This window comes from Candidatus Pristimantibacillus lignocellulolyticus, assembly GCA_023639215.1.
GTDB classification, from domain to species: Bacteria; Bacillota; Bacilli; order Paenibacillales; family Paenibacillaceae; genus Pristimantibacillus; species Pristimantibacillus lignocellulolyticus.
In genome coordinates this window covers 3518263-3539962 of sequence record CP097899.1, presented here as the reverse complement: position 1 = coordinate 3539962, position 21700 = coordinate 3518263, and the positions used below count along the sequence as shown (strand labels likewise).

General features: G+C 37.3%; 12 protein-coding genes. 1 reads left to right on the top strand and 11 read right to left on the bottom strand.

From position 1 onward, the window contains the following. Nucleotides 1-7: 7 nt before the first annotated feature. The 9 genes from NAG76_14945 to NAG76_14905 form a co-directional block, all read right to left on the bottom strand. The gene (locus tag NAG76_14945) at nt 8-964 is read right to left on the bottom strand and encodes a sugar ABC transporter permease (protein URN93133.1); all 957 of its coding nucleotides are present in this window, start codon (nt 962-964) and stop codon (nt 8-10) included. Then, nucleotides 954-3875, bottom strand: a complete 2922-nt coding sequence (locus tag NAG76_14940; protein URN93132.1) for an extracellular solute-binding protein — start codon at nt 3873-3875, stop codon at nt 954-956. Before NAG76_14940 ends, NAG76_14945 begins: the two co-directional genes overlap by 11 nt. Before the next feature lie 124 nt (nt 3876-3999). Next, nucleotides 4000-5385, bottom strand: coding sequence for an extracellular solute-binding protein (locus tag NAG76_14935; GenBank protein ID URN93131.1), 1386 nt, complete (start codon nt 5383-5385; stop codon nt 4000-4002). A 261-nt stretch (nt 5386-5646) separates the two neighbouring features. Further along, nucleotides 5647-5964 (bottom strand): hypothetical protein, encoded by a 318-nt coding sequence (locus tag NAG76_14930; GenBank protein ID URN93130.1) that lies wholly within the window; start codon nt 5962-5964, stop codon nt 5647-5649. A 145-nt stretch (nt 5965-6109) separates the two neighbouring features. Then, entirely contained in the window at nt 6110-10159 is a 4050-nt protein-coding gene (locus NAG76_14925; GenBank protein URN93129.1) for a family 43 glycosylhydrolase, read from the bottom strand. Nucleotides 10160-10370: 211 nt separating this feature from the next. Then, nucleotides 10371-12119 carry a histidine kinase gene (locus NAG76_14920; protein URN93128.1) on the bottom strand — a complete coding sequence of 583 codons (1749 nt, stop codon included), beginning with the start codon at nt 12117-12119 and terminating at the stop codon, nt 10371-10373. Nucleotides 12120-12154: 35 nt separating this feature from the next. Further along, complete coding sequence (locus NAG76_14915) at nt 12155-13840, bottom strand: extracellular solute-binding protein (GenBank protein ID URN93127.1); 1686 nt, start codon at nt 13838-13840, stop codon at nt 12155-12157. Between the two features lie 233 nt (nt 13841-14073). Next, nucleotides 14074-15705 (bottom strand): response regulator, encoded by a 1632-nt coding sequence (locus NAG76_14910; GenBank protein ID URN93126.1) that lies wholly within the window; start codon nt 15703-15705, stop codon nt 14074-14076. A 180-nt stretch (nt 15706-15885) separates the two neighbouring features. Next, entirely contained in the window at nt 15886-16326 is a 441-nt protein-coding gene (locus NAG76_14905; protein ID URN93125.1) for a DUF3237 domain-containing protein, read from the bottom strand. Nucleotides 16327-16494: 168 nt separating this feature from the next. Here NAG76_14905 and NAG76_14900 point away from each other — a divergent pair, with 168 nt between their 5' ends. Further along, entirely contained in the window at nt 16495-18195 is a 1701-nt protein-coding gene (locus tag NAG76_14900) for an SGNH/GDSL hydrolase family protein (protein ID URN93124.1), read from the top strand. Nucleotides 18196-18262: 67 nt separating this feature from the next. On the opposite strand, the gene NAG76_14895 is transcribed toward NAG76_14900, so the two are convergent. Then, the gene (locus NAG76_14895; protein URN93123.1) at nt 18263-19906 is read right to left on the bottom strand and encodes a response regulator; all 1644 of its coding nucleotides are present in this window, start codon (nt 19904-19906) and stop codon (nt 18263-18265) included. Beyond that, nucleotides 19884-21656: a histidine kinase gene (locus NAG76_14890; GenBank protein URN93122.1), complete on the bottom strand. Its 1773-nt coding sequence runs from the start codon at nt 21654-21656 to the stop codon at nt 19884-19886. The genes NAG76_14895 and NAG76_14890 overlap by 23 nt, the downstream gene beginning before the upstream one ends. Nucleotides 21657-21700 lie beyond the last annotated feature (44 nt).

Below are 21700 nucleotides of genomic sequence, written 5' to 3'. Positions count from 1 at the left end.
ACCAACGTTACTCACCTATCCTTCTCAGCATTTTTTGTGTCAGCATATTAGTTCCAAGCATAATGCCGAAGAGAACAGTTGCAATGGCGGAAGCGTAGCCCATTTCAAAACGAATACTACCATAGTCCATTAAATGCGTTACGATAGTATGTGCCGCATAATTGACACTCGGAAAGCCTGCAAGTGCGACTGATATATCGGCAACTGCAAATGCTCCTGTAATCTGCATGACTGCTCCGAACATAAGCTGCGGTCTCATTGATGGCAACGTAATAAACCACAATTCCTGCCAACGGTTTCTAATTCCATCGACAGCTCCTGCCTCAATCAAAGTTCTATCGACCGTCTGTAAACCAGCAATAAATGCAAGAAAACTCGTTCCTAAACTAAGCCATAATTGAACTAGAATGACGATCGGCAAAATATATTTCTCATTAAGAAGCCATTGAATAGGTTCTAAAATAATGCCTGTTTTCATCAAAAACCCGTTCAAGTAACCATAGCTATCACCGGAAAATACGATTAGCCAAATAAAAAACACATTGCCTGAAATCGACGGAGCATAAAAAACTAATGTCATAAAGGCACGCACTTTAGGTGACAGTTCATTAATTATCCAAGCAAATAAAAAACAGGCAATATAACTAACAGGACCAGTAATAACCGCAAAGAGAAGAGTGTTTTTCAAAGCAATCATGAATACATCGTCGTTAAGCAACAGTCTGGAATAATTTTGCCACCCTACGAATCGAGGAAATTCCAGCATATTAAAATAGAACAGACTTAATACCAATGAGAAAACGACCGGAATAACAGTGAATAAAAAGAAAATCGTCATATATGGACTAATTAAAATATAATAATGCTTGTTACGTTTCAACTCGCTTGAGAGATGTGCCCACTTAGATATCTTCTGAGGACGTATGATTTCCTTTGCGACCCCAGTAACTTTTTCAGTTTGCATCAGCTTTCACCCCTGACTGATACGGTAAGTTAAATTCTTTCCGTTTGATTTCAATTTCATCGTTAATGTACAAAATATAATCAGATAACGCTTCACGAGGATTTTCACTAGCGTTTACAACTTTTCTAAAGGCATTATCTAGATGTCTTCCAGTAAAGTATCCACCTGGAACTTGTGGAATACCTCTTACCCATTTCCACTGACTCTCCAAATTATTATAATCCTCTATTGGCCATGGTAATTCTTCAAGAGCCTCAATGTTAGCAGTAGGGTAACGAGCCGCCTCGCCCATTAGACCTTCCATTTCGCGTCCGTAAGCGACCTGAGTTTCCTTGTCCGTCCACCATTTCATAAATTCCCAAGAAATCTCTTTATTTTTCGAGTTTTCGAGCATTAGAACTGCGGTTGTGTGGCTGGCTACTTCATGATTGACCGTACCATCAGCAAGTTCTGTTCCTGGTACAAGGGTGAATTCCCATAATCCTTTGATCTCAGGAGCCATAACCGTCAGCATGTTATACGTTGTATAGTCTGCAATACCTATCGGCATTTCACCAGTACGGAATCGATTCGGGAAGTCTGCTATTAATGGAAACTTATAGCTAGTATAAAATTGCGACCATTTTTTGAAGGCATCCATGGAAATCTCTGAATCTAAAGCACTTTTTGTATCATCATCACTGTAGAACTGACCACCGTTCTGATAAAGAAGCATAGAGTATGTCGCATTCGGGACCATATTTGCATTTGTAGTCTCAAGTGGCAAATAAAACTCCATGTTATGCTTCTGGAGCACTGAGATCATGTTATAAATATCTTGCCAAGTTTGCGGCGGTGTCAATTCCAATTCCTCAAGAATGTCTTTGCGATAAAACAACATTGGAAAGGTCTGTTGCTCCGGTAAGGCAAACACGCCTCCATTGTACTTGTAAGGCTCAATACCACTGTCACGGAACCTGGTTACAACCTCATCAAAATCATCAAACTCTGTCAAATCTGCCGCGGCGTCTCTCATCGCATAGTTTACAGGAATATCCTCGCCGAGCTGCATTGCTACATCCGGACCTTCACCAGCAAGAGTAGCTGGCAATAAAATATTTCCAGGTACAAGACGAAGCTTTACTGATATATCAGTATCAGGTGTAAAGGAATCATCAATCAAGCTTTTCAATACTTGTGCCTGATCGCGTCCTGTCGTAACCCAGACTGTTATCGACTTATCATTTTCTCCCGTGTTCCCTATACTGTCATAATCTTCTGTATAAGAAGAAACAAATGCACCAAGTTCATGTCCAACTACTTCTAGTACTGTAGCGTCAGCTCTTGGTAGTTCTTGTTCAGGAGAAGCCACAATAAGATAATCAAGCGATAATGGCTGTTCACGAACGGTCAAAATCCAAGTTCCCAAACCTCCGACATTGATCTTGTACGATTTCAATTGTTTGGCTACCCTATCAGGGTATTTAACCATTTCCTCCAATTGCTGAACCATGGTGTGAAGAACGGCAACCTTATCACTTCGTTCTCCAGTTGCTTCTTCTAGGTAGTCCGCTACGCTTTGAATAATTTCAGCCTGTTCAGCGAATACCTCTGTCATATCAGGTATACGCTTCTCCAATTGATAATCGCGGAATGGATCTGGTGTATTTGAAGTAATCATTAACACCTTTCGATACATCTCATTGAGCTCCAGTACACTAGACTCGATCGTTTGAAGCAATGGAGCGATATCTCCAAGAGAAACTGTCATGCGAATACGATGTTTACCTTCGGTTAGATGGAATAGATAGGGCTGCTCGTCTTCACCCAATACATTCATATTCCAATCCCTTCCATATTTAAAGCGAATTTGCTTCATTTCTTCAAATGGGTATTCCCCGTCAATCATCAAGCTCCGTGTAGCATAGACACCACGAAGTTGGTTCTGCTTTTGCTTTAATGCTATTTGATACAAACCATCCTCTTCGACGTCAATCTCCCATTCAATCCACTGACCAGGTAGTTTCCAATTCAATCCGCCTATTGTGTTAATTCTGATTTTTGATACATCGTACGGAATAACTGTAGGACTAGATCTGTCTGAAACTGGAAATAAAGTTGGAGACGACTTGGAAATGGCATCTTCAGCTTGGATAATCATATATTGATCCTGGGCAACTTTAATACCCTTGGCTTCATACTCATTTTCCAGTTCTTCATAACTTTTCAGACTCTTATTCTGATAGAGTTCAATGTAATCAATAGCCATTGGCTCACGTAATGAGGTCAATGTAAGTGTTTGAATACCTTTGTCTAAGTAAAAGGAATACGAATCTTCAAAATATCCATTCCTATCCTTAAAATCACTTATTTGCCATGCTGGCTTCTCTACCTGTCTAGGACGTAATTCGTTGCCTCTGTCATCTCTTTGAATTTCTTCATAACGGTTTCCCCAAATTCGGTCAAATAATAGTATTTCTGCCCCTTTAAATGGTACTTCACCATTAATGGTAAACTCTCTTTCAATAGAAGAGCTTTTTCCTTCTAACGGAAAATAATGAATTTTAATATTGTATAATCCTGCTTTTTCAATTGATACATTCCAACTGATGTTGCCTTTTTCAGGAGTTACTACTGCTTGCCCATCTAATCCTTCAAACTGGTTAACGATCTCGAACCCGTCTCCATTTGTCTCGGAAAAGTTCTCCCCTTCGATTCGAATCGTCTCACTAGGTTTATCCACTGTTGAATAACGATTCAAATAAGTAGCATAGCCATCTTCTTCAGTAGAGCCTGTAACAGCATCGAAACCACCTAGAGCATGAACATACGTTTGAGTGGTGGAATCTGAAGGTGAGAAAGCCCATAGGGATAATAAAAGTGCGGCAAGAACCATTAGAACAATTACTTTCTTTTTCTTTCTTGTGTTCAACGTTTCTCCCCTCCTGATGCATTATTTTAATATTGAGCACTTTATTCAACATTCCTCATGAGACAACAATTAATTATTCATGAGGAATGTTGTATTTACATTAAGTTACTACTATTTTATGTGGCTATTTTTTCCAAACTTCATCTACAGCAGCCTGAACTTTAGCTTTATACGTCTCAACAACCGTTGAAACAGAAACGCCATTATTCAAGTCACCAAGAATCTCCCAGTATGGGAAAGAAGGATAAGTCTGTCTATCTAGTGCATGTGTTTTCTTATTCGCTGTTCTTAAGTTAGCAACATCATCTTCGTTATCGAAAATTGATTCGTAGTATGCTTGAGCTGAATACTCACTAACAGACTCGTAGTCTTGGATTTTCTCCATGATGTACACCATCTGCTCTGGATTTTGGACAGCTTTTGGAATTACGTAAAATGAAGGTGCTGCAGTAACGCTAGTGTATTCTGTTGCACTTGGAGATTTAGGGTATGGAACGAAACCTATTTCGGAGTCAGGCATATCCGTACGATATCCACCAATTTCATACATCGAACCATTAACCATTAATGTGTTAGCTTGGCGGAAGAATTGTGTTGGCTCCGTCCAATCTCCACCTTCTGTCGGTCTTACAAGCTTCTCTGTTGCAAACGTACTGATATGATTAAATACTTCAAGCGTTTTTGGATCATCTAAAGCTTGTTTATCTCCATTAGTGAAGTCAGCAAAATTAGAAGCCATTGCCGCATCGATAGACACATTCGCAAGACCCCAAACGTCTACTGCTCCGTCGTTATTTGTATCTTTGTTTCCTTCTTTAGCAACTTTAATGAAAGTATCCCAGTTCCAGTTGTCTTCATTAACGTACTCTTGTAAAGACTTCATGCCTAATTCGTTCATTAATGTTTTGTTATAGATGATTCCATTTGCACCATTATCGCCATCATAAATGGAGAATCCGTAAGTTTTTCCCTCGTATTCAGAGAATTTCTTACCGCTTGGACTGAATGCTTTATCATTTTTGGTATATTCATCAAGTGGCCAGAAGAAGTCTTGCTGAACCATACTTGGAATTGCCCAAGGTCTAGAAATCAAGAGAATATCACCAACTGGATCATTGGCTAACATTGAAGCTGATACCTTTTCAACATACTCATCATATGTCAAAGCAACATACTCAACTTTGAAATTATGTTTTTCCATTAATGCTTCTAGATTTTTCTGGCGCTGGATATTGTCCGGGCCATCTTGTTGTATTGCAAGATCAAACCAAGCAACAAACTTGACTGTTTTACCACCAAGATCAAAATCCATTTCAGGTGTTGCATTTGGGTTCTCGTTAACAACTTCAGCATCTTCATTTGGTACATCTTCTGTAACTACCGGTTCATTAGATGTACCAGGTGCAGCATTATTTCCTGCATTGCTACCCCCTGTATTTCCACTACATGCAGAGACTACTAAAACAAAAACAAGACACAACAGTACTAACAATCTTTGTTTCTTTAGCATTTTCTTTCCCCCTTAATAGTTAACTACATAAGAAGTGTAGCGCTTTCATATATTGCTCAACAACCTGCCTGTATTCAGGTGAATACCTGTTGCTTTATAGGTTTTTAGCAATAAATACTGTAGCTTTTTTAGACAGTAAAAAAATGAGTAAAGAATTGCTTATGATCAAAAAGATTGCACACTTCTCGCGCGTACGTGCTTGTACACACGAACCGTACTTTCCAAGTTCGTTTCAGATGCGATGTCGACGAAACTGCTAGACTAATCATCGTTATCAAAGTCTGCTTTTTGAATTACCCATTCCAATGAAAGTTCAAAATGCAGGCTTTCAGAACCGAGCAGGTGAAATGTTACTTGAGAAAGGCGGAAGCGCAAGTGTACGTGCTTGTACACGCGAACCGTACTTTCCAAGTTCGTTTCAGATGCGATGTCGACGAATCTACCTGACCAATCATCGTTATCAAAGTCTGCTTTTTGAATTACCCATTCCAATGAAAGTTCAAAATGCAGGCTTTCAGAACCGAGCAGGTGAAATGTTACTTGAGAAAGGCGGAAGCGCAAGTGTACGTGCTTGTACACGCGAACCGTACTTTCCAAGTTCGTTTCAGATGCGATGTCGACGAAACTGCTAGACTAATCAACGTTATCAAAGTCTGCTTTTTGAATTACCTTTTAAAATGAAAATCCCCCGTATCTAATAGATACGGGGGAAACTACATCCTAACTATTCATGAAACTGCCAGTAATCAAGATTGAATAATTTGCTGTTGTCTTCTCCTCTAAACACTAAAAATAAATGATGAACTCCATCTGCACCTTCAATTTTCGTTTGAAGCTCAGAGTACTGATCTAGGCCAGTTGTTGCAGGAATAGACAGCTCCCCTATTAATTTCCCATCTGGGCTATCTAATCGAATTTCAATGGTGCTAGCTACATTACCATTGACTACTGCTGCCGTAAATAATGAAGCACCAATACTGCCAAAATCAACATTGGAAACTGCTATCCAATCGCCGTTATCAATATCTGTTACCACTCTATTTGAAAAAGATCCCTGCGCGTTATCACTAATCTGCTCCGTATTTACTCCTGCTTGCCAGCCAATCGTTTCCGCTTCCACTCGAACATATGGATTAAGTGATTTCAGTTGCTTAACACCTTCATAATCGGCAATAATTTCTTGAATCGTTCCATCTTCATTAAAGGATACTTGATTCAGATGAGTTGAACGATATCCTTTTGGAACTCCCATCGCTTTTGACAACGTCTGTGCATGATACGCGATATACCAATTTTCGTTAAACTCAAAAATAGCATGATGATTGTTACCACCTACATCAAAGAAATGTCCTGGATTTTTCAGAATTACTCCTTGATAAGTCCATGGCCCCATAGGTGAGTTACTAACCATATATGCAATTTGTCCAGCTTCTGGGCTTCCCTCAGGACGAACACCACCATAGAAATTTGAACAATACGTATAATAGTATTTATCATTCACTTTGTTAATGCCGGAATTTTCAAACATAAACGGAGCTGGAATTGGTTGAGCTTCTCCTACTACACTAATCATATCTTCGCCTAGTTCCATCACTCTAGCAGTGTTCGGCATCTCTTCCTGTCCTTCAGTAATACCCCCGCCAAAGTAGATATAGCTTTTGCCATCATCGTCTACTAACACAGCTGGATCAAACAACCAAGTTACTTTTTCAACACCTGGAGTTTCTCTTGTAATTAGTGGTCTACCTATAGGATCAATCCAAGGCCCTGTCGGACTGTCACTCATTAATACCCCAATATTACTCGCATTATTAGCAAAGTAGATAAAGAATTTATCTTTTCCATCGATCACCTTATGTACTGCAGCAGGTGCCCAAGATTGTGTTGCCCATTTTGCGGCGCCATCTGGACCAGCTGCATCAACAAAGCCATGATCCGTCCAATTGACTAGATCATCTGATGAAATGACTGAAAGCTTATTAATATTAGCATACGTATTATCCTTGACATTGCCACTCTCGTCATACTGAAATACATCATTGGTCATATAAAGATAGACTCGATCTTTATATACTAACGCATACGGATCTGCTCCAAATTTGTGAGATACCAACGGATTACCATTTAAAATATCTTTACCTACCGGTTGAGCAGGTGGTGCATAGCTAAGCTTGGATACTGCTCCACTTACATCAATTTTTTCATTCTGTTGTGCTGTATTTACGATTTCCATAGAGTCTACCTTTACTTCACCATTCATCATTTCAACTAGCTCCTTTTTAAGTGTAAATGTAATCGTTACAAGTTTCTTACTAAAATCCACATTTTCATAAAATCGCATCGTTTCATTTGCAGTATTTATTTGTAATGTTATGCCACCTGTCACTTCTTCATAAAATATTTCTACGTCAGGCACATTATGATCATTAGCAACGATACGTTCAACTTCAAGCCAATCTGGAAATTGTATCGTTGTACGAAGTTGTTGAAACGTCTGTTCCTCAGGTAATTCATCTAATAATAAACTTAGTTCATAGCTACTGCCCTTTTCTTTACTTAGTTCAACATGACTTTCTTTCAAATAAGCACTCAGAACCGTAGTTGTTTTAAGAGCAGTTGCTATTGGACTGAATCTGAAATAGTCAAAATCTACATAACCCCCTACGTTCTCAGTAGCAAAATTAAATAATGCAAAACGATATCCCATAAAGTGAGGTAATGTGTAGCGCATCTGTAGCTCTTGCCCAAAAATTGTCCATTGCGAACCGTTGAGACTATAGAAGAATTGAGCCTTATCCGTTGTAAAGTCAAAGTCAATTTTGAAATAGACTTGCTTCTGTATTAAAGGTGTTCGATCAATTTCAATACCTTTATCGACCATAACGATATACTGAACTCCCGCTTCCTGAGTTACACCAACAAATCCATACTCTTGCTGGAAGGCGGCTAACCCCGCAAAATCTCCATCCTTCATATGGCTAGCGTCTATTGATGTCCAACCAGAGCTATGAGGACCTTGGCCTCTTTGGGTCAATGTATTGCGTGCCTCCAGTATATTACTCACAACATTATCAGTCGTTAATCTCAAGAAACCTTGTCGCTCAGTTAGTGACCATTTCATATTGTTCGGATTATGATTCCATTGCCACTGTAGACCAAGTTTTGAGCCGTTAGGCATACTTTCTGCAGCTTCGAAAGCAGTTACTGGACCCCTCTTAATTGATATATCGTCAACGTAGAAATCTATCATATCCCGCTCAACTTCAGGTTTTGCTACCCATGGTGTTTCAACAAATAAATAGATAAATTCAGGGTCATCACTAACAGAAAATGTTCCAGATATTTCTGTCCATTCATTCTTTTTCACAGTACCACTTATTAATTTCTCATAAGACGTTTCGCCGGAATTAACTTTTTTGGCAGTTAATAAAAACTCCTTAGATTCAGGACCTTCGGTAAACTTTATTCTAAAGCTTGCTTTATAGCGCTGCCCTTTATTAAGTTTACCTGTAAAATTCTGTTCAATACCGGCATACGTCGCTGTACGATTTGAAACATATGCAATGTTATTGTCACTAGACGAAGGATCAATAATAACCTCTATCTTAGCCTGATCTTTCCCGATCCAGTCAGCAATATTGCTATTAAATTGACCATTGGCTACCAGCTCTACGCCCATTGACTGTGTACTTGAAGGCACCTCAGACGCTAGTAAATCAGTTAAATCAAAATCTTGATTAATTTGATTAAATTCATCGCTTTTCGTTAATTCCGTAACAAAGTTACTACTAGCTGTTGTATTTAATGATAGCGGAACTTTTCCTTCCTCATTACCGTAAACTGGCCAATCATCTTTCCAACGAACAGGTACTAATACTGGAACTCTCCCTACTGCATCATGATCTTGAAATAGCATAGCATACCAGCTACCATCAGGTGTATCTACTAATCCTCCTTGTGCAACGCCGTTATTTTTGTAGCCCGTCGTATCACTTAGTACGAGTTTTCCTTCGTAAGGACCATTTATGTTGTCAGAACGATATACGTACTGCTGTCTAATACCTCCTTTTTCCCACCATATGGCAGTAATATAGTATTTTCCATCAATTTTATAAGCATGTGCCCCTTCCATTCCCTCTTGACCTGATGTGACAATTTGTTTATTTAGACCAGATTGGTTAATTGCTTTATAATCAGAAGTTAATTCTTTAATATTGAAATTCTCAATCCCATAAATAATATATGCTTTATCATTATCGTCAAAAAGTAATGCAGGATCATGTAAGTATTCGTTAAATTCAGTACGTTCCCAATCTCCACTTGGATTCTCGGTACTAAATAGATAGGTTTTACCAGAATCCAATGATGCCGTAAGTACATAAAACTTACCGTTGTGGTACTTAAAGCTATTAGCCCATGAGCCCTCTCCATAGATGTTCATTCCATTTCGAAGATTATGCTCGACGTTGTCCTCCAAGCGTTCATACGGATATCCAATAATTTCCCAGTTTACTAAATCAGTAGATTGCATAATAGGCGAACCAGGCATCATATGCATACTGGTACTTACCATATAATAGTCATTACCAACACGAATAACGTCTGGATCAGGTACATCTGCCCACATTATAGGGTTATTAGTAGTTATCCTACCCTCTTCGGTCATCATTTCTGCTCTCTTATCAAATAATCGAATAGATTCTACAAATAGCATTGCAATGCAGACTAACACAATTGCTAATATGATATATGTTTTTTTGGATTTAACCCTCATTAATAGCCCCTTCCCTAGTATAATTAGTATTCAATGCTGAATAGGTAGCGTTAACATACTTTTTGTGATCAAAGCTTGCTTTTGAACTACCTCTTAAATCGTAACGTTTCACTATACTTGCTTCAACCCGTCAAACTGAGGGTGATTAACCCCTCAAGTTATAGAATTCCACATATCCTCAAAATCCCATTAAAAAAGTGACTCTCTCGAGTCACTTTAACTGTGTATCATCATTAATTCGAATGCATATCATAACTTTTAACCCATTAAGCTCACTTCGTTCTACTACAAGTCCACTGCCCTCACCATACGTTAAACTAAGTCTTCTATGGATGTTAATAATACCTGTCACTTCATTTTCTTCTGAATTATTCTGGATTCGATGTTGTAGCTTGTATAGTTGCTCATCAGATAGGAGGGTACCATTATCCTCTACAATTATATGGATGGTATCATTAACATTTTCAAATGTAATGCTAAGTAATCCCTGTTCGCTCATCTTCTCAAGACTATGTTCATAAGCATTTTCTATAATAGGTTGAACGATTAATCTAGGTACCTTAACGGTTTCCATCTCCATAGGTAACTCATTAAACTGCACACGAATTCTTCTCGAAAAACGTAGTTCTTGAATATCCGTATACATTCGAGAATGTTTTATCTCTTCCGACAACAACACTAGATCCTCGCCATTACGTGTAATAAATCTAAAATATTCGCCTAACATTATTGTGAATTGTTCAATCCGTTCAGTATCTCCCACTTTTGCTAGAGAATTTAATATAAAGAAGCTATTGTATAGGAAATGGGGATTAATTTGAGATTGTAACTGCTTTAATTCAGATTTTTGCATCATCATTTTTTGTTTATAATCTTGATCTATAAGGTTTTTTAATTTGATAAGCATATGATTAAAGCGAGTATATAAATAACCAAATTCGTCCTTCTTATCATGAACGATTGGTCGATCTAATTCTCCAGCCTCCATTATTCTAAAACTTTGGACTAACATTAATAATGGTTTATGAATAAATCGATATGTAGAATATGAAAAAACGACAATCGCTATTACCGAAGACATTGCAAATAACCATGCCCAATTATAAAAAAAGCTTAGAGGTCTTTTCACCGTCTCCTCAGGTAAATACGTGACTAACATTAGCTTTAATTTATTTGAATATGCATTGTCAATATGATACTTTTCTTGATTAACAGTTAACTGTGTCAAGAAATTTCTAGTTTCTTTTACCTTCTCCAAATAATTCTCAACTACATCTTTAGATTCATCATTACTCATCACTGTATATCCCGAATAACTGGAAGTAAGAAATGAGCCGCTGTCTTCATAGATACTAAGTAACTGCAACGACTCTTTCAGCTTCTCTGAATCTAATTCAATCTGAACGACATAGCTTGGCAAATCTCCTTTACCGCCCCCATATTTAGAAGCAATAAGATAAACAGCATCATCTGAATAATATAATCGATCTCGATTTTTTGAAACATTAGCAATTAATTGCGTATATGCTTGCTCATCAAGTTCAATAACAGAATTCATTGCAGAAATAGTTTTGGAAATACTATAAATGTGTACGTTAATATCTTTAATAAAGGCACTGCTATTTTTGAATGATGTAAGGCGATGTAATAAGTAGTTCATACTTGCTCTTCTTTCCACGTTACTCAACTTACCCCATGTGACAGCTAACTTACTTAATTCACCGTCCTCGACTAAATCAAATTGTTGTAGTTCCATCCACTCTATTTCTCGTTCTAAATCCTCTAAATAATAGTTTAATTGTGTCACGGTAGCTCTTGAAATATCTTTACTAGCATTATTATAGCTCCAGTTGTATAAGTAAAGGCCTAATATAATTATTGGGATAATAACTAGCAGATACGTGAATACTGAACGAAAAAATATCGTTCTGCGTAGTGATGTTACAGGAAAGTTAAACAACGGAATACCCCCGAGCCTTTAGATTACCACTTGAATCATTTGTTATGTTGATACCATTCATTGACTTCTTTTGTTATTTCCGCTCCTCCTAGCTCATGCCATGTTTCTACAAATTGATCAAATTCCTCAATAGAATTACCTAGAATGATATTAATATATGTCTCATGCTGCAAATCGTTCAGTAATGTTTTTCGCTCAATCATCGTTTCTGTAGGAGCACCTGTAAATGCTTCATATAATAATTGACCATTAACTTCATATTCATCCAAGATAGAAAACGCACCATCTACGCCATACGTCTTATCCCAACCCCAACCATGATATTTATCTGTTCCCCCCGCATAATACTGCTCAATTAACTTCTGAATAGACTGAGCCTCATCATTTAAACCCGTCCAATCCCCTGATTGACGAGCTTTAGCTATCTGGCGATAAGCTTCTAAGTTTTTTTGAGCTGGATATGGAGTTACTGGTGATAACTGCCACACTGGATAAGATGAGCTATAAAACTTTGTATATTCAGCAGTCTCACCCCAATTTTTCTCGAGATGCAAATTAATTAATTTGACAATTGCTTCTGGATGCTCCAAGTCTTTGCGTACAGCAAAATACTGATATGTTCTTAATCTTAATGGAATCTTGGCAGGATTACCTGTCAAAGAAACGATAGGATATGCTTTCCAATCTGCATTACTATCAAGTACTTGACTGGATTGCGCAACAAACGAGCCCCATTGCTCACCGTACATCATCCCAACTGTTCCATTAGCAATCTGTTGCTTCACTTTTTCACCGTTCTTAAATGAGAACTCCGGATCGAGTTGACCACTTTTATATAACTGTTGTAGTGCTAAAAGTGATGCTTTAACTTCTGGTTGGATTCCACCAAATACAAGATTATTTGAATCATCAACAATCCAAATTTCAGGGAATGCTTCGTACCCCGCCATAAAACCTTTAATGCTCATTATAGGGTCCCATAAATAATTTGTAATAGCCAAACCAAAAGTATCATCTTGACCGTTTTGATCTGGGTCCATTTCTGTAAACGCTCTCGAAATTTCTAATATGTCATTCATCGTTTGTGGTGGCTGTAATCTAAGCGCTTCCATCCAATCCGTTCTTAGCCAAATATACATCGCTCCTTCAATGGAGGAATTAGTATCTGGTATTGCCATTAATTTTCCATCTATTTTGGCAGCATCAAAAGTTGTGCTTCCTTCTTGTTCTAATATATTTTTCGTTAATGGTGTCGCATAATTATTGTAAGCTTCCGTCAAATCTTGTATTAAACCTGCGTTGCTTAATATTCTTAATTGCTCTGAACTAACTTTTATAACATCTGGAAGTTGACCTGAGGAAACGGAGAAACTAAGCTTTTGTTTATATAAATCCCCCTTCGCTTTCCAATCGTAATTAATTGTAATGCCTAATACTTGCTCGTAGATTCGGCTCCATCTATTATCTTCTAATGTTTCTCCAGGTAATAAATTTAATAAATCTTCCAAAGAGTCACTCGTTTCACGGACGAAAGATATTTCTATGGGTGGATCATATTTACTAAGTCCAATCTCATCATATACATTACTATATTCGGTCTGTTCAAAGGGCTCGTCATTAATACTGTTCGTGCTATTCTCATTCTTGCAACCTATGACTAATAGCATCAGCAATAGAGTCAAAACAATTAGCTTGACCCATTTTAACAAAAATATGTGCATAAGACTCCCCCTCTTTTCATAAAGATATTATTTCATTATCTCTAGTAACTCATTTTAATATCAACGTGCAAATTTTTACTTTGTTAACGATTATTATCTATAAAGGATTTCTACTATTAATATATGGCAATACTAGAGTGACAACTCTTCATAAAAAAAGTATAATCAGCCCGACTTAAGAGCCAACTATACTCTTCAAACAAAATCTAAAACAACGACTAAAACTATCACTATCATTCCACTATAATAGAATCTCGGTACTCCTGTGGAGTCATTCCTGTAGTTTTTTTGAAAAAACGTGTAAATGAATGTGCTGCATCATATCCAACTAATAAAGCTACATCACGGACTTTAAGATCTCCATTACATAATAACTCTTTCGCCTTTCTCGTCCGACATTCATCAATATACTCAGACAACTTAATACCATATTCCTGCTTAAAAAAACGTGACAAATAAGATGGATTAAAATAATAAAGTTCCGCCAAACGTACGAGTGATAAATCCTCACTTAAATGCTCTTGAATAAATCTACATATTTTCTGAATAATCATAGTTGATCTATCTCTTTCATCTAAGCTTTGATGTTTAAATATACGTTCAGCTAATAATTGTAGATACTGTGAGGCTTCCTGTATTGACATATGTTCATCAAAACGCATTAATTTACTATAATCACCAATACTATGTCGTAAATTATACCGATTAATATGAGTTAGTAACATTAATGCAATAGAATAGTAGGTTTCAATAGTACGTTGAACTAAATCGCTATTTCGTAAAGTTTGTTGCGTAACTTCATTAAAACATAAGATAAATTCCTCAGACCTTCCTGCATCTAGGTGCGCACTCAATACCTCAATCTTAGGTGCGAGCCGAAAACCTTCATTCAAATTTGATGTGTTGGTCTGCTCATTACGATCAATTTGGATTAACGAGATGCCATCACCGATTTTCATCTTTTGCATCTGTCTAAGCCGTTCATACTGTTTCGTTACTTCGCTCCATTCACATGCGCTTCCACTTATTGTAAAAGATATAGAGACACCTAATGATTCTAAGCATGCTTGTTGAATCAATTCTAAAGTCCCTTCTAAATATCTAATTAAGTGATTGCTAAATTTTTCATCTGCCTGCTCTGATGTTTGGAGTAACCATAATAAATCTCCATGTTTATCGACGAGAGTAACACAGTTTATCTGATCTACCATAAATGAATTCCAAATAGCTCTCGTTAATGTAATCATTTCACTTCGTTTAACATAAGCAACTTCAGAGGGATATGATAAATGACCAAGAACTAACACCACAGGGACTTTTGCATCTAAATCGATATTTAAGCCTTCGAACTCTAACACCAACAAATTTTGGATCTCATCAGTTGTGTAACTATCATGTAGAAAGTTTCTGAAATATTCACCTTGTTCCAAAAATTTCAACGTATCCATATGTTCTTGTGATTGTTGCAATAAATTATTCATTTGATTTTCAGTATTAATCTCTTGAATAACTTCTTGCACAGTTTGAGTCACCTTGGTGTAGCCTTCTGTTTTCAATAAATATCTAACGTTCAATTTTTGAATGGCTTGATAAGCATATTCAAATTCACTATAACCGGTTAAAAAAACTACTCTACATCTGGGCCAAAACATCCGAATCTCTTCCATCAACTCCAGCCCGCTCATACCTGGCATACGAATATCGGTAAGTACAATATCAACTCTTGTTCGTGCTAACCAATTCAATGCTTCTGTTGCTGAGTAAGCTTTACAGATATCTAATTCATCACTCATGGATTGATTGAATACTTCGTACAAAGCCTCTGTAATAATTTCTTCATCATCTACAATTAGTAGTCTATACATTCAAAGTTTACTCCTTCTGCTTAATGAGCAATCACGTTACTTCCTTACTAATGAAGAACTAGTATATAAGGTGATACATATCATCTTTATGCAGTAGATTATTCACTTTAGAAAGCGCATACATTTATTTCAATAGATTTTTCTTACTAATTTAACTGTTAAACTACTATTAATTAGATATTATATATTAACATTCTGAATTTTGGTAGATCTGTAAATAATAATGTCTACTCCTACTTCCGTCTGAACTCCTTTTCCAACAAACAGTTCATGATTCAAAAAAGATAATGCTTTACTATTCGTAACTATCTTAGGAAAAGTGCGGAACGATGCATCATTCCATTGATTGTGGAAATCCCCATTGTTCTCAATGTAAATTCGACAGACTTCTCCTGTTTGATCCTTTCCTTCAAGCATATACCTTGCAGATAAGGTATGTCGATCTCCGACATTCCCTATAATTTGAGTATCTATCGCTCCATCCAACACCACTCCGTTGAAATACTTACCGCTCACATTACCTGTAAATGAAATCATTACAACTGAATCTCCATCGTCATTCTTCAACTCGATAGTTTTCTTAATATTAACATGTACTGTAAATACTTCTTCATAACTCATACTACATTTCACCTCTTATGTTTAGTAAGGCACACAATTTCATTGTTAACATTGCTTTTTAAGCTTATTTTCATGTTGGTTTTGCAACACTTAACATACTTTAACAGGTTTATATTTGAAATAAAACCCATTAAAATATAGATATAACTAAGAAAAGGATTGATATAAATGACCAACGATTCTTTACAGATGATAACAAACAGAAGTAACGGATTTTACTTCCTATTTGATTCTATTATTGAAGCTAACGCTCAACCAGACGGGAGTTTTTGTCAAGAAATCTATATGGAAGGCCGTCTAGTTGATATGGCTAAACACGCAAGTAGAATAGCGGACGAGACACTGTTAGAGCTATTAAAAAGTTGCAACGGCTTCCGCCAATTAGTACACAGCATTGGCATAACGGTCCAGTGTGATGAGGCGAATCAACCAAGTATGCCCGTCATCTATGAAAACTGGGGAAAGACGAACAAATACGAGACTGGTACTCGTATGAAAACATTATGTCCAACCGATGGCTCTGAAATGATCATCCTTCTTAGTGATTACGATTGGTCAGAAGAAGATGATGTGCCTGGCAAGCTGAGCTTTGAATTTTCTCGTGCTGGTGCCTTAGCCACAGTAAGTGTATTTTTCTACTTTAATGAAGGCTATGAATCGCCACAGCATATAGAAAATGGACCTATTGACACTAAATCTCCAGAATATCGCGATATGATAAGTAAATCATTACTACAGCTCGGAAACAATACTCGATTAAAAAATGCTATTAATAAGGCCCGAAACGGCGAAGATGTAACCATCGCTTATATTGGTGGGTCGATTACTGAAGGCGCCAGCGCAAGACCCATTCATAATTCATGCTATGCCCATCAATCGTACGTTAACTTCAAGCAACGATATGGTAAGGATAATGGGGAGCATATTCATTTAATAAAAGCTGGTGTAGGCGGTACTCCATCCGAGCTTGGTATGATTCGCTACGAAAGAGATGTATTAAAGCATGGCGCTGCTCAACCAGATATCGTTATCATTGAATTCGCTGTTAATGATGCAGAAGACGAAACTGAAGGAGTTTGCTACGAAAGTCTAGTACTCAGAGCACTGCAGGAGCCAAATAAGCCTGCTGTTATCCTTTTGTTTAGTGTATTTATTAATGATTGGAACTTACAGGATCGACTTTCACCCGTCGGCAAGCATTATGATCTACCGATGGTTAGCGTTAAGGATGCCTTAGTCGAGCAATTTGGTATGACGAGGCAAGAAGGGCTTGTCATTACGAAGCAACAATACTTTTATGATATTTATCATCCCACAAACATTGGACATACCATAATGGCAGATTGCTTAGGTTACTTAATTGACAAAGTTGATCGTAGTATACATAGTGAAATGGATATTGACTTGAACAAGTTGCCTATTATCGGTAATGATTTTGTTCACATCTCACTTCTCGATCGCATTCATAACACACATATCGCTCAAATTTATGAGGGAAGCTTCCAAGCTACTGATACTGATTTGCATTCGGTGGGATTAGATGATCAGACCATCCGTACTCCTCAATTTCCAAATAACTGGATGCATACCAAAGAAACGGGTAGTAACAGCTTTATACTGAAGCTACATTGCAAAAGTCTCTTACTAATATATAAAGATACCGGTAGTAATCAGTTTGGAAGTGCAGATATATTGGTGGACGGTAAGCTTGTAAAAACGGTGGATCCGCTTCTTATTAAATGGACACACTGCCATCCTATCATTGTATTCAACGAGCAAGAAGCAAATGATCATACTATTGAGATCCACATGTCAGCAGGTCATGAAGAAAAGTGCTTCACAATACTTGGCTTTGGAGTTGTGCAATAAGAATAGAATAAGTACTACAGCTATAGCCCCACTGCCGAATTCAAAATTCGATAGTGGGGCTATATTTTTAAGCTCCAGTATGGCTCTCAGAAAACTGACGGTATTCCTGTGGAGTTATGCTCGTCAACTTTTTGAAGAATCGAGTAAATGACTGTGGAGATTCGTAACCAACTCGCATACCGACCTCCGATATTTTCAACTCAATTACAGCAAGCAATTCTTTAGCTTTACGAATTCTAGATTGCTCAATATATTCCGACAAATTAACTCCATACTCTTGCTTAAATAATCGTGATAAATAAGAAGGATTAAAATGCATTTCATCTGCTAAGCGAATAAGCGATAAATCATCAGCAATATGCACCTCAATGTAGGTGCGTATTTTGTTTATGACTGCTGTAGCTCTCTTTTGTTCCCCACATTTTCTAGCTGCAAATAACGCTTCTGAGTGATCTCTTAATAATCTAAATGCATCTACCCAATATCGATGGCTTTCCAGATGCATCATAGTTAAGGGTCCGACCTTATCCTGCACTTCCCATCTATTGATATAAGAAAGTAGCATTAGCGCTATCGCATAATATACTTCCGTCAAATATGGACAATCTCTATCTCTTACTACAGAATAAGTCGTTAGCTCTTCAAAAAGCTTATTAAAATCTTTTTGCCTTCCCCCTTCCAAATGCATAGCTAACGCTTCAAGCTTGCTACTTAGTAATTGATCACGAACTGAATCTGTTGAACTACAAGACAAGCTATCAAGCAAACAAACTTTTTGCACCATACTAGTTCCATCACCAGGTCTCATATGCTGAAGTTGTCTCAGCTTATCATAGGCAGCCGAAAGCGACTCCCATCTAATCGCTTCATTGCTTAAAGTAATTGAAATTGAAATATGAAGAAAACTCATACACGCTTGCTGAATCAGCTCGAATGTTCCTTCTAGAAACATAACCGTTTGTTCGAATAATATCACGTCCCCTTCTGTCATATGTTGAATCGGTTGAATAATCCAAATGACATCACCATATCGATCAAGTATACCTATATTTGATGTTCTCTCAGATAGAAAACTTTCTGCAAGAAATTTAACCTCAAGTGCGATATTCTGTCGTTCTGAATAGGAGTGCTCCAAATCCGTATAGTCCAGGTTTCCATGAACGATAAGAATTGGAAGTTCAGAATTCAGCGAAATGTTTAACCTTCCAAAATCCTCGCTAAGTGCTTGTCGTGTTGGACTATCGTGAATCAAATATCTAAAAAAATCACCATGAGCAAGTGTTTCTAGTATATTCAACTTCTCCTTGGCATCTGTAATTAAATGGTTAGTGCGTATGTCTTCATCCAGCTCGTCATATGAACGTCGAACAGCTTCGATTAGCTTGGTATAGCCTTCATTTTTAAGTACATATTGTACACCTGGTACTTGGATGGCTTGATATACATACTGAAAATCGTTATGTCCTGTCAGGAAAACAATTTTACATTGGGGCCATTTCCAGCGGATCGTTTCCATCAGTTGTAGACCATCCATAGCAGGCATACATATGTCAGACAATACGATGTCCATCCTTGTACGATTTAATAGCTCTAACGCTTCAACACCAGAATAGGCTTTGTACAAATCAAGCTCAAGATCTAGCCTACTGAAAATATCCATTAAACCATCAGTAATAATCTCCTCATCATCAACGATTAACATTCTGTACATATTCTTGCTTACCCCCCTTCGAAAAAAGGAGCTTAACCTTTAAACCACCAAGCTCACTTCGCTCCGTTTTTAGTCCACTTTCAATCCCAAACGTAATTTGCAATCTGCGGTGAATATTGACCATTCCGGTTGTTTCGATGTGCTCGTTCGTATCTTGAATAGCCTGCTCTATCCGTATTAGAACTTCATTCGATAATTGCTCACCATTATCTTCTACAATAATAGCAATGCTTTCTTCATTGTGATGAAAATGTACTTTTATTAACCCCTCACTCACTCGTTTCTCCAAACTATGTTTGAATACGTTTTCAATTATTGGTTGCACAATTAATCTCGGAACAAGTACTTGATCAAGTTCTTTCGGTAGCGCATTGAATTCTATTTTCATTCTTCTAGAAAATCTCATTTGCTGAATTTCTGTATATATTCTCGCATGCTGCACTTCTTGCTCCAAGGTTACAAAATCTGATGCATTTCTAGTGACAAATTGATAATATTCACCAAGTAAAGTCGTGAACTGTTCCATTCGTTCAACGTCTCCTGTACGCACCATCGTATTAAGAATAAAAAAACTATTATATAGAAAATGTGGATTGATTTGTGATTGTAGCTGCTTTAACTCAGCTCGTTGTACCAATATTTTCTGCTTATAAGCCTGATCAATAAGGACACGCAAATTCGATACCATTTGGTTGAAACGTCCATATAAATATCGGAACTCGTCCTTTGATTCATGTGCTATATAAATATCCAAATCACCATATTCCATTTTTCTAAAGCTTTTCACAAGTGTTAGCATTGGTTTATGAATAAATCTATAGGTTGAAAATGCAAACGCAGCTATAATTCCCATTGCTGCAACAATAAAAATCCATCCCCATTTATAAAATTTATTCAATGGTTGCTGAAAAACTTGTTCAGGAATAAAGCGATAAATTGTAATTTCTAAGTCAGGAGAGTGCGCTATTACATAGTAATAACGCTGCTCTGCTATCGTTACTAGTTGGCTATTTTCTGGATTTAACGAGTTTATATACTCAAGGTAATCAGCTAGTTGCACCTTTGCAAGATCTCCCGTAACACTTCCAAGCATAACATTAGACTTCTCTGACAGTAATACAGTACCACTGCCCGTATAAGTATTGAATTGAGCTAATGCCTGCTGCAGCTTCTGGTTGTTCAACTCGATTTCAACTGTGAATAAAGGTTCTGCCCCCTTTATTCCTCTCTGCTTAGCTGCTCCTAGAAATAACCCATTATTCCATTCAATAATATCAGAATCTGAACCGCCAAATACCGATCTAATTTCATGAAACCGCTGAACCTGTAAATCTCTTACCCCTTCATTAGCAGACATAGTTCTTCCAATAGTTGCAATATGAACACTAACATCCTCAATATACATACTGCTATTCTGAACCGTAAATAGCCTTTTGATTAAGGAATTCATGCTGTTTGTGCGGTCTATTGTATCCATTCTTTCCCACGTAAGCGCAAGTTTATTAAGATCATCATCATCAAGCAAACTGTATTCCAGTAGCTTCATACGTTCAATTTCATTCTCCAGATCAGTCATATAGAATGAAAGCTGAGATACAGCCGTTTTTGAAATATCTTCTCTGGCCGTCTGTACAATCCAATGATACAAGTAAGCCCCAAATGCCATAATGGGGAGCATAATGAGCAAAAAGGTAATGAGTAAGCGAAGAAATATAGTATTGCGAAGTGAAAAATCTAGTCGGTATAACAAAGGCGATACCTCCAAATTTTTTCTTCATTATATACGATATACTA

Excerpts from the sequence above, each read along its gene's own strand:
- NAG76_14945 (URN93133.1), bottom strand. The coding sequence starts at position 964 with ATGCAAACTGAAAAAGTTACTGGGGTCGCAAAGGAAATCATACGTCCT.
- NAG76_14935 (URN93131.1), bottom strand. The coding sequence starts at position 5,385 with ATGCTAAAGAAACAAAGATTGTTAGTACTGTTGTGTCTTGTTTTTGTT.
- NAG76_14925 (URN93129.1), bottom strand. The coding sequence starts at position 10,159 with ATGAGGGTTAAATCCAAAAAAACATATATCATATTAGCAATTGTGTTA.
- NAG76_14915 (URN93127.1), bottom strand. The coding sequence starts at position 13,840 with ATGCACATATTTTTGTTAAAATGGGTCAAGCTAATTGTTTTGACTCTA.
- NAG76_14910 (URN93126.1), bottom strand. The coding sequence starts at position 15,705 with ATGTATAGACTACTAATTGTAGATGATGAAGAAATTATTACAGAGGCT.
- NAG76_14905 (URN93125.1), bottom strand. The coding sequence starts at position 16,326 with ATGAGTTATGAAGAAGTATTTACAGTACATGTTAATATTAAGAAAACT.
- NAG76_14900 (URN93124.1), top strand. The coding sequence starts at position 16,495 with ATGACCAACGATTCTTTACAGATGATAACAAACAGAAGTAACGGATTT.
- NAG76_14895 (URN93123.1), bottom strand. The coding sequence starts at position 19,906 with ATGTACAGAATGTTAATCGTTGATGATGAGGAGATTATTACTGATGGT.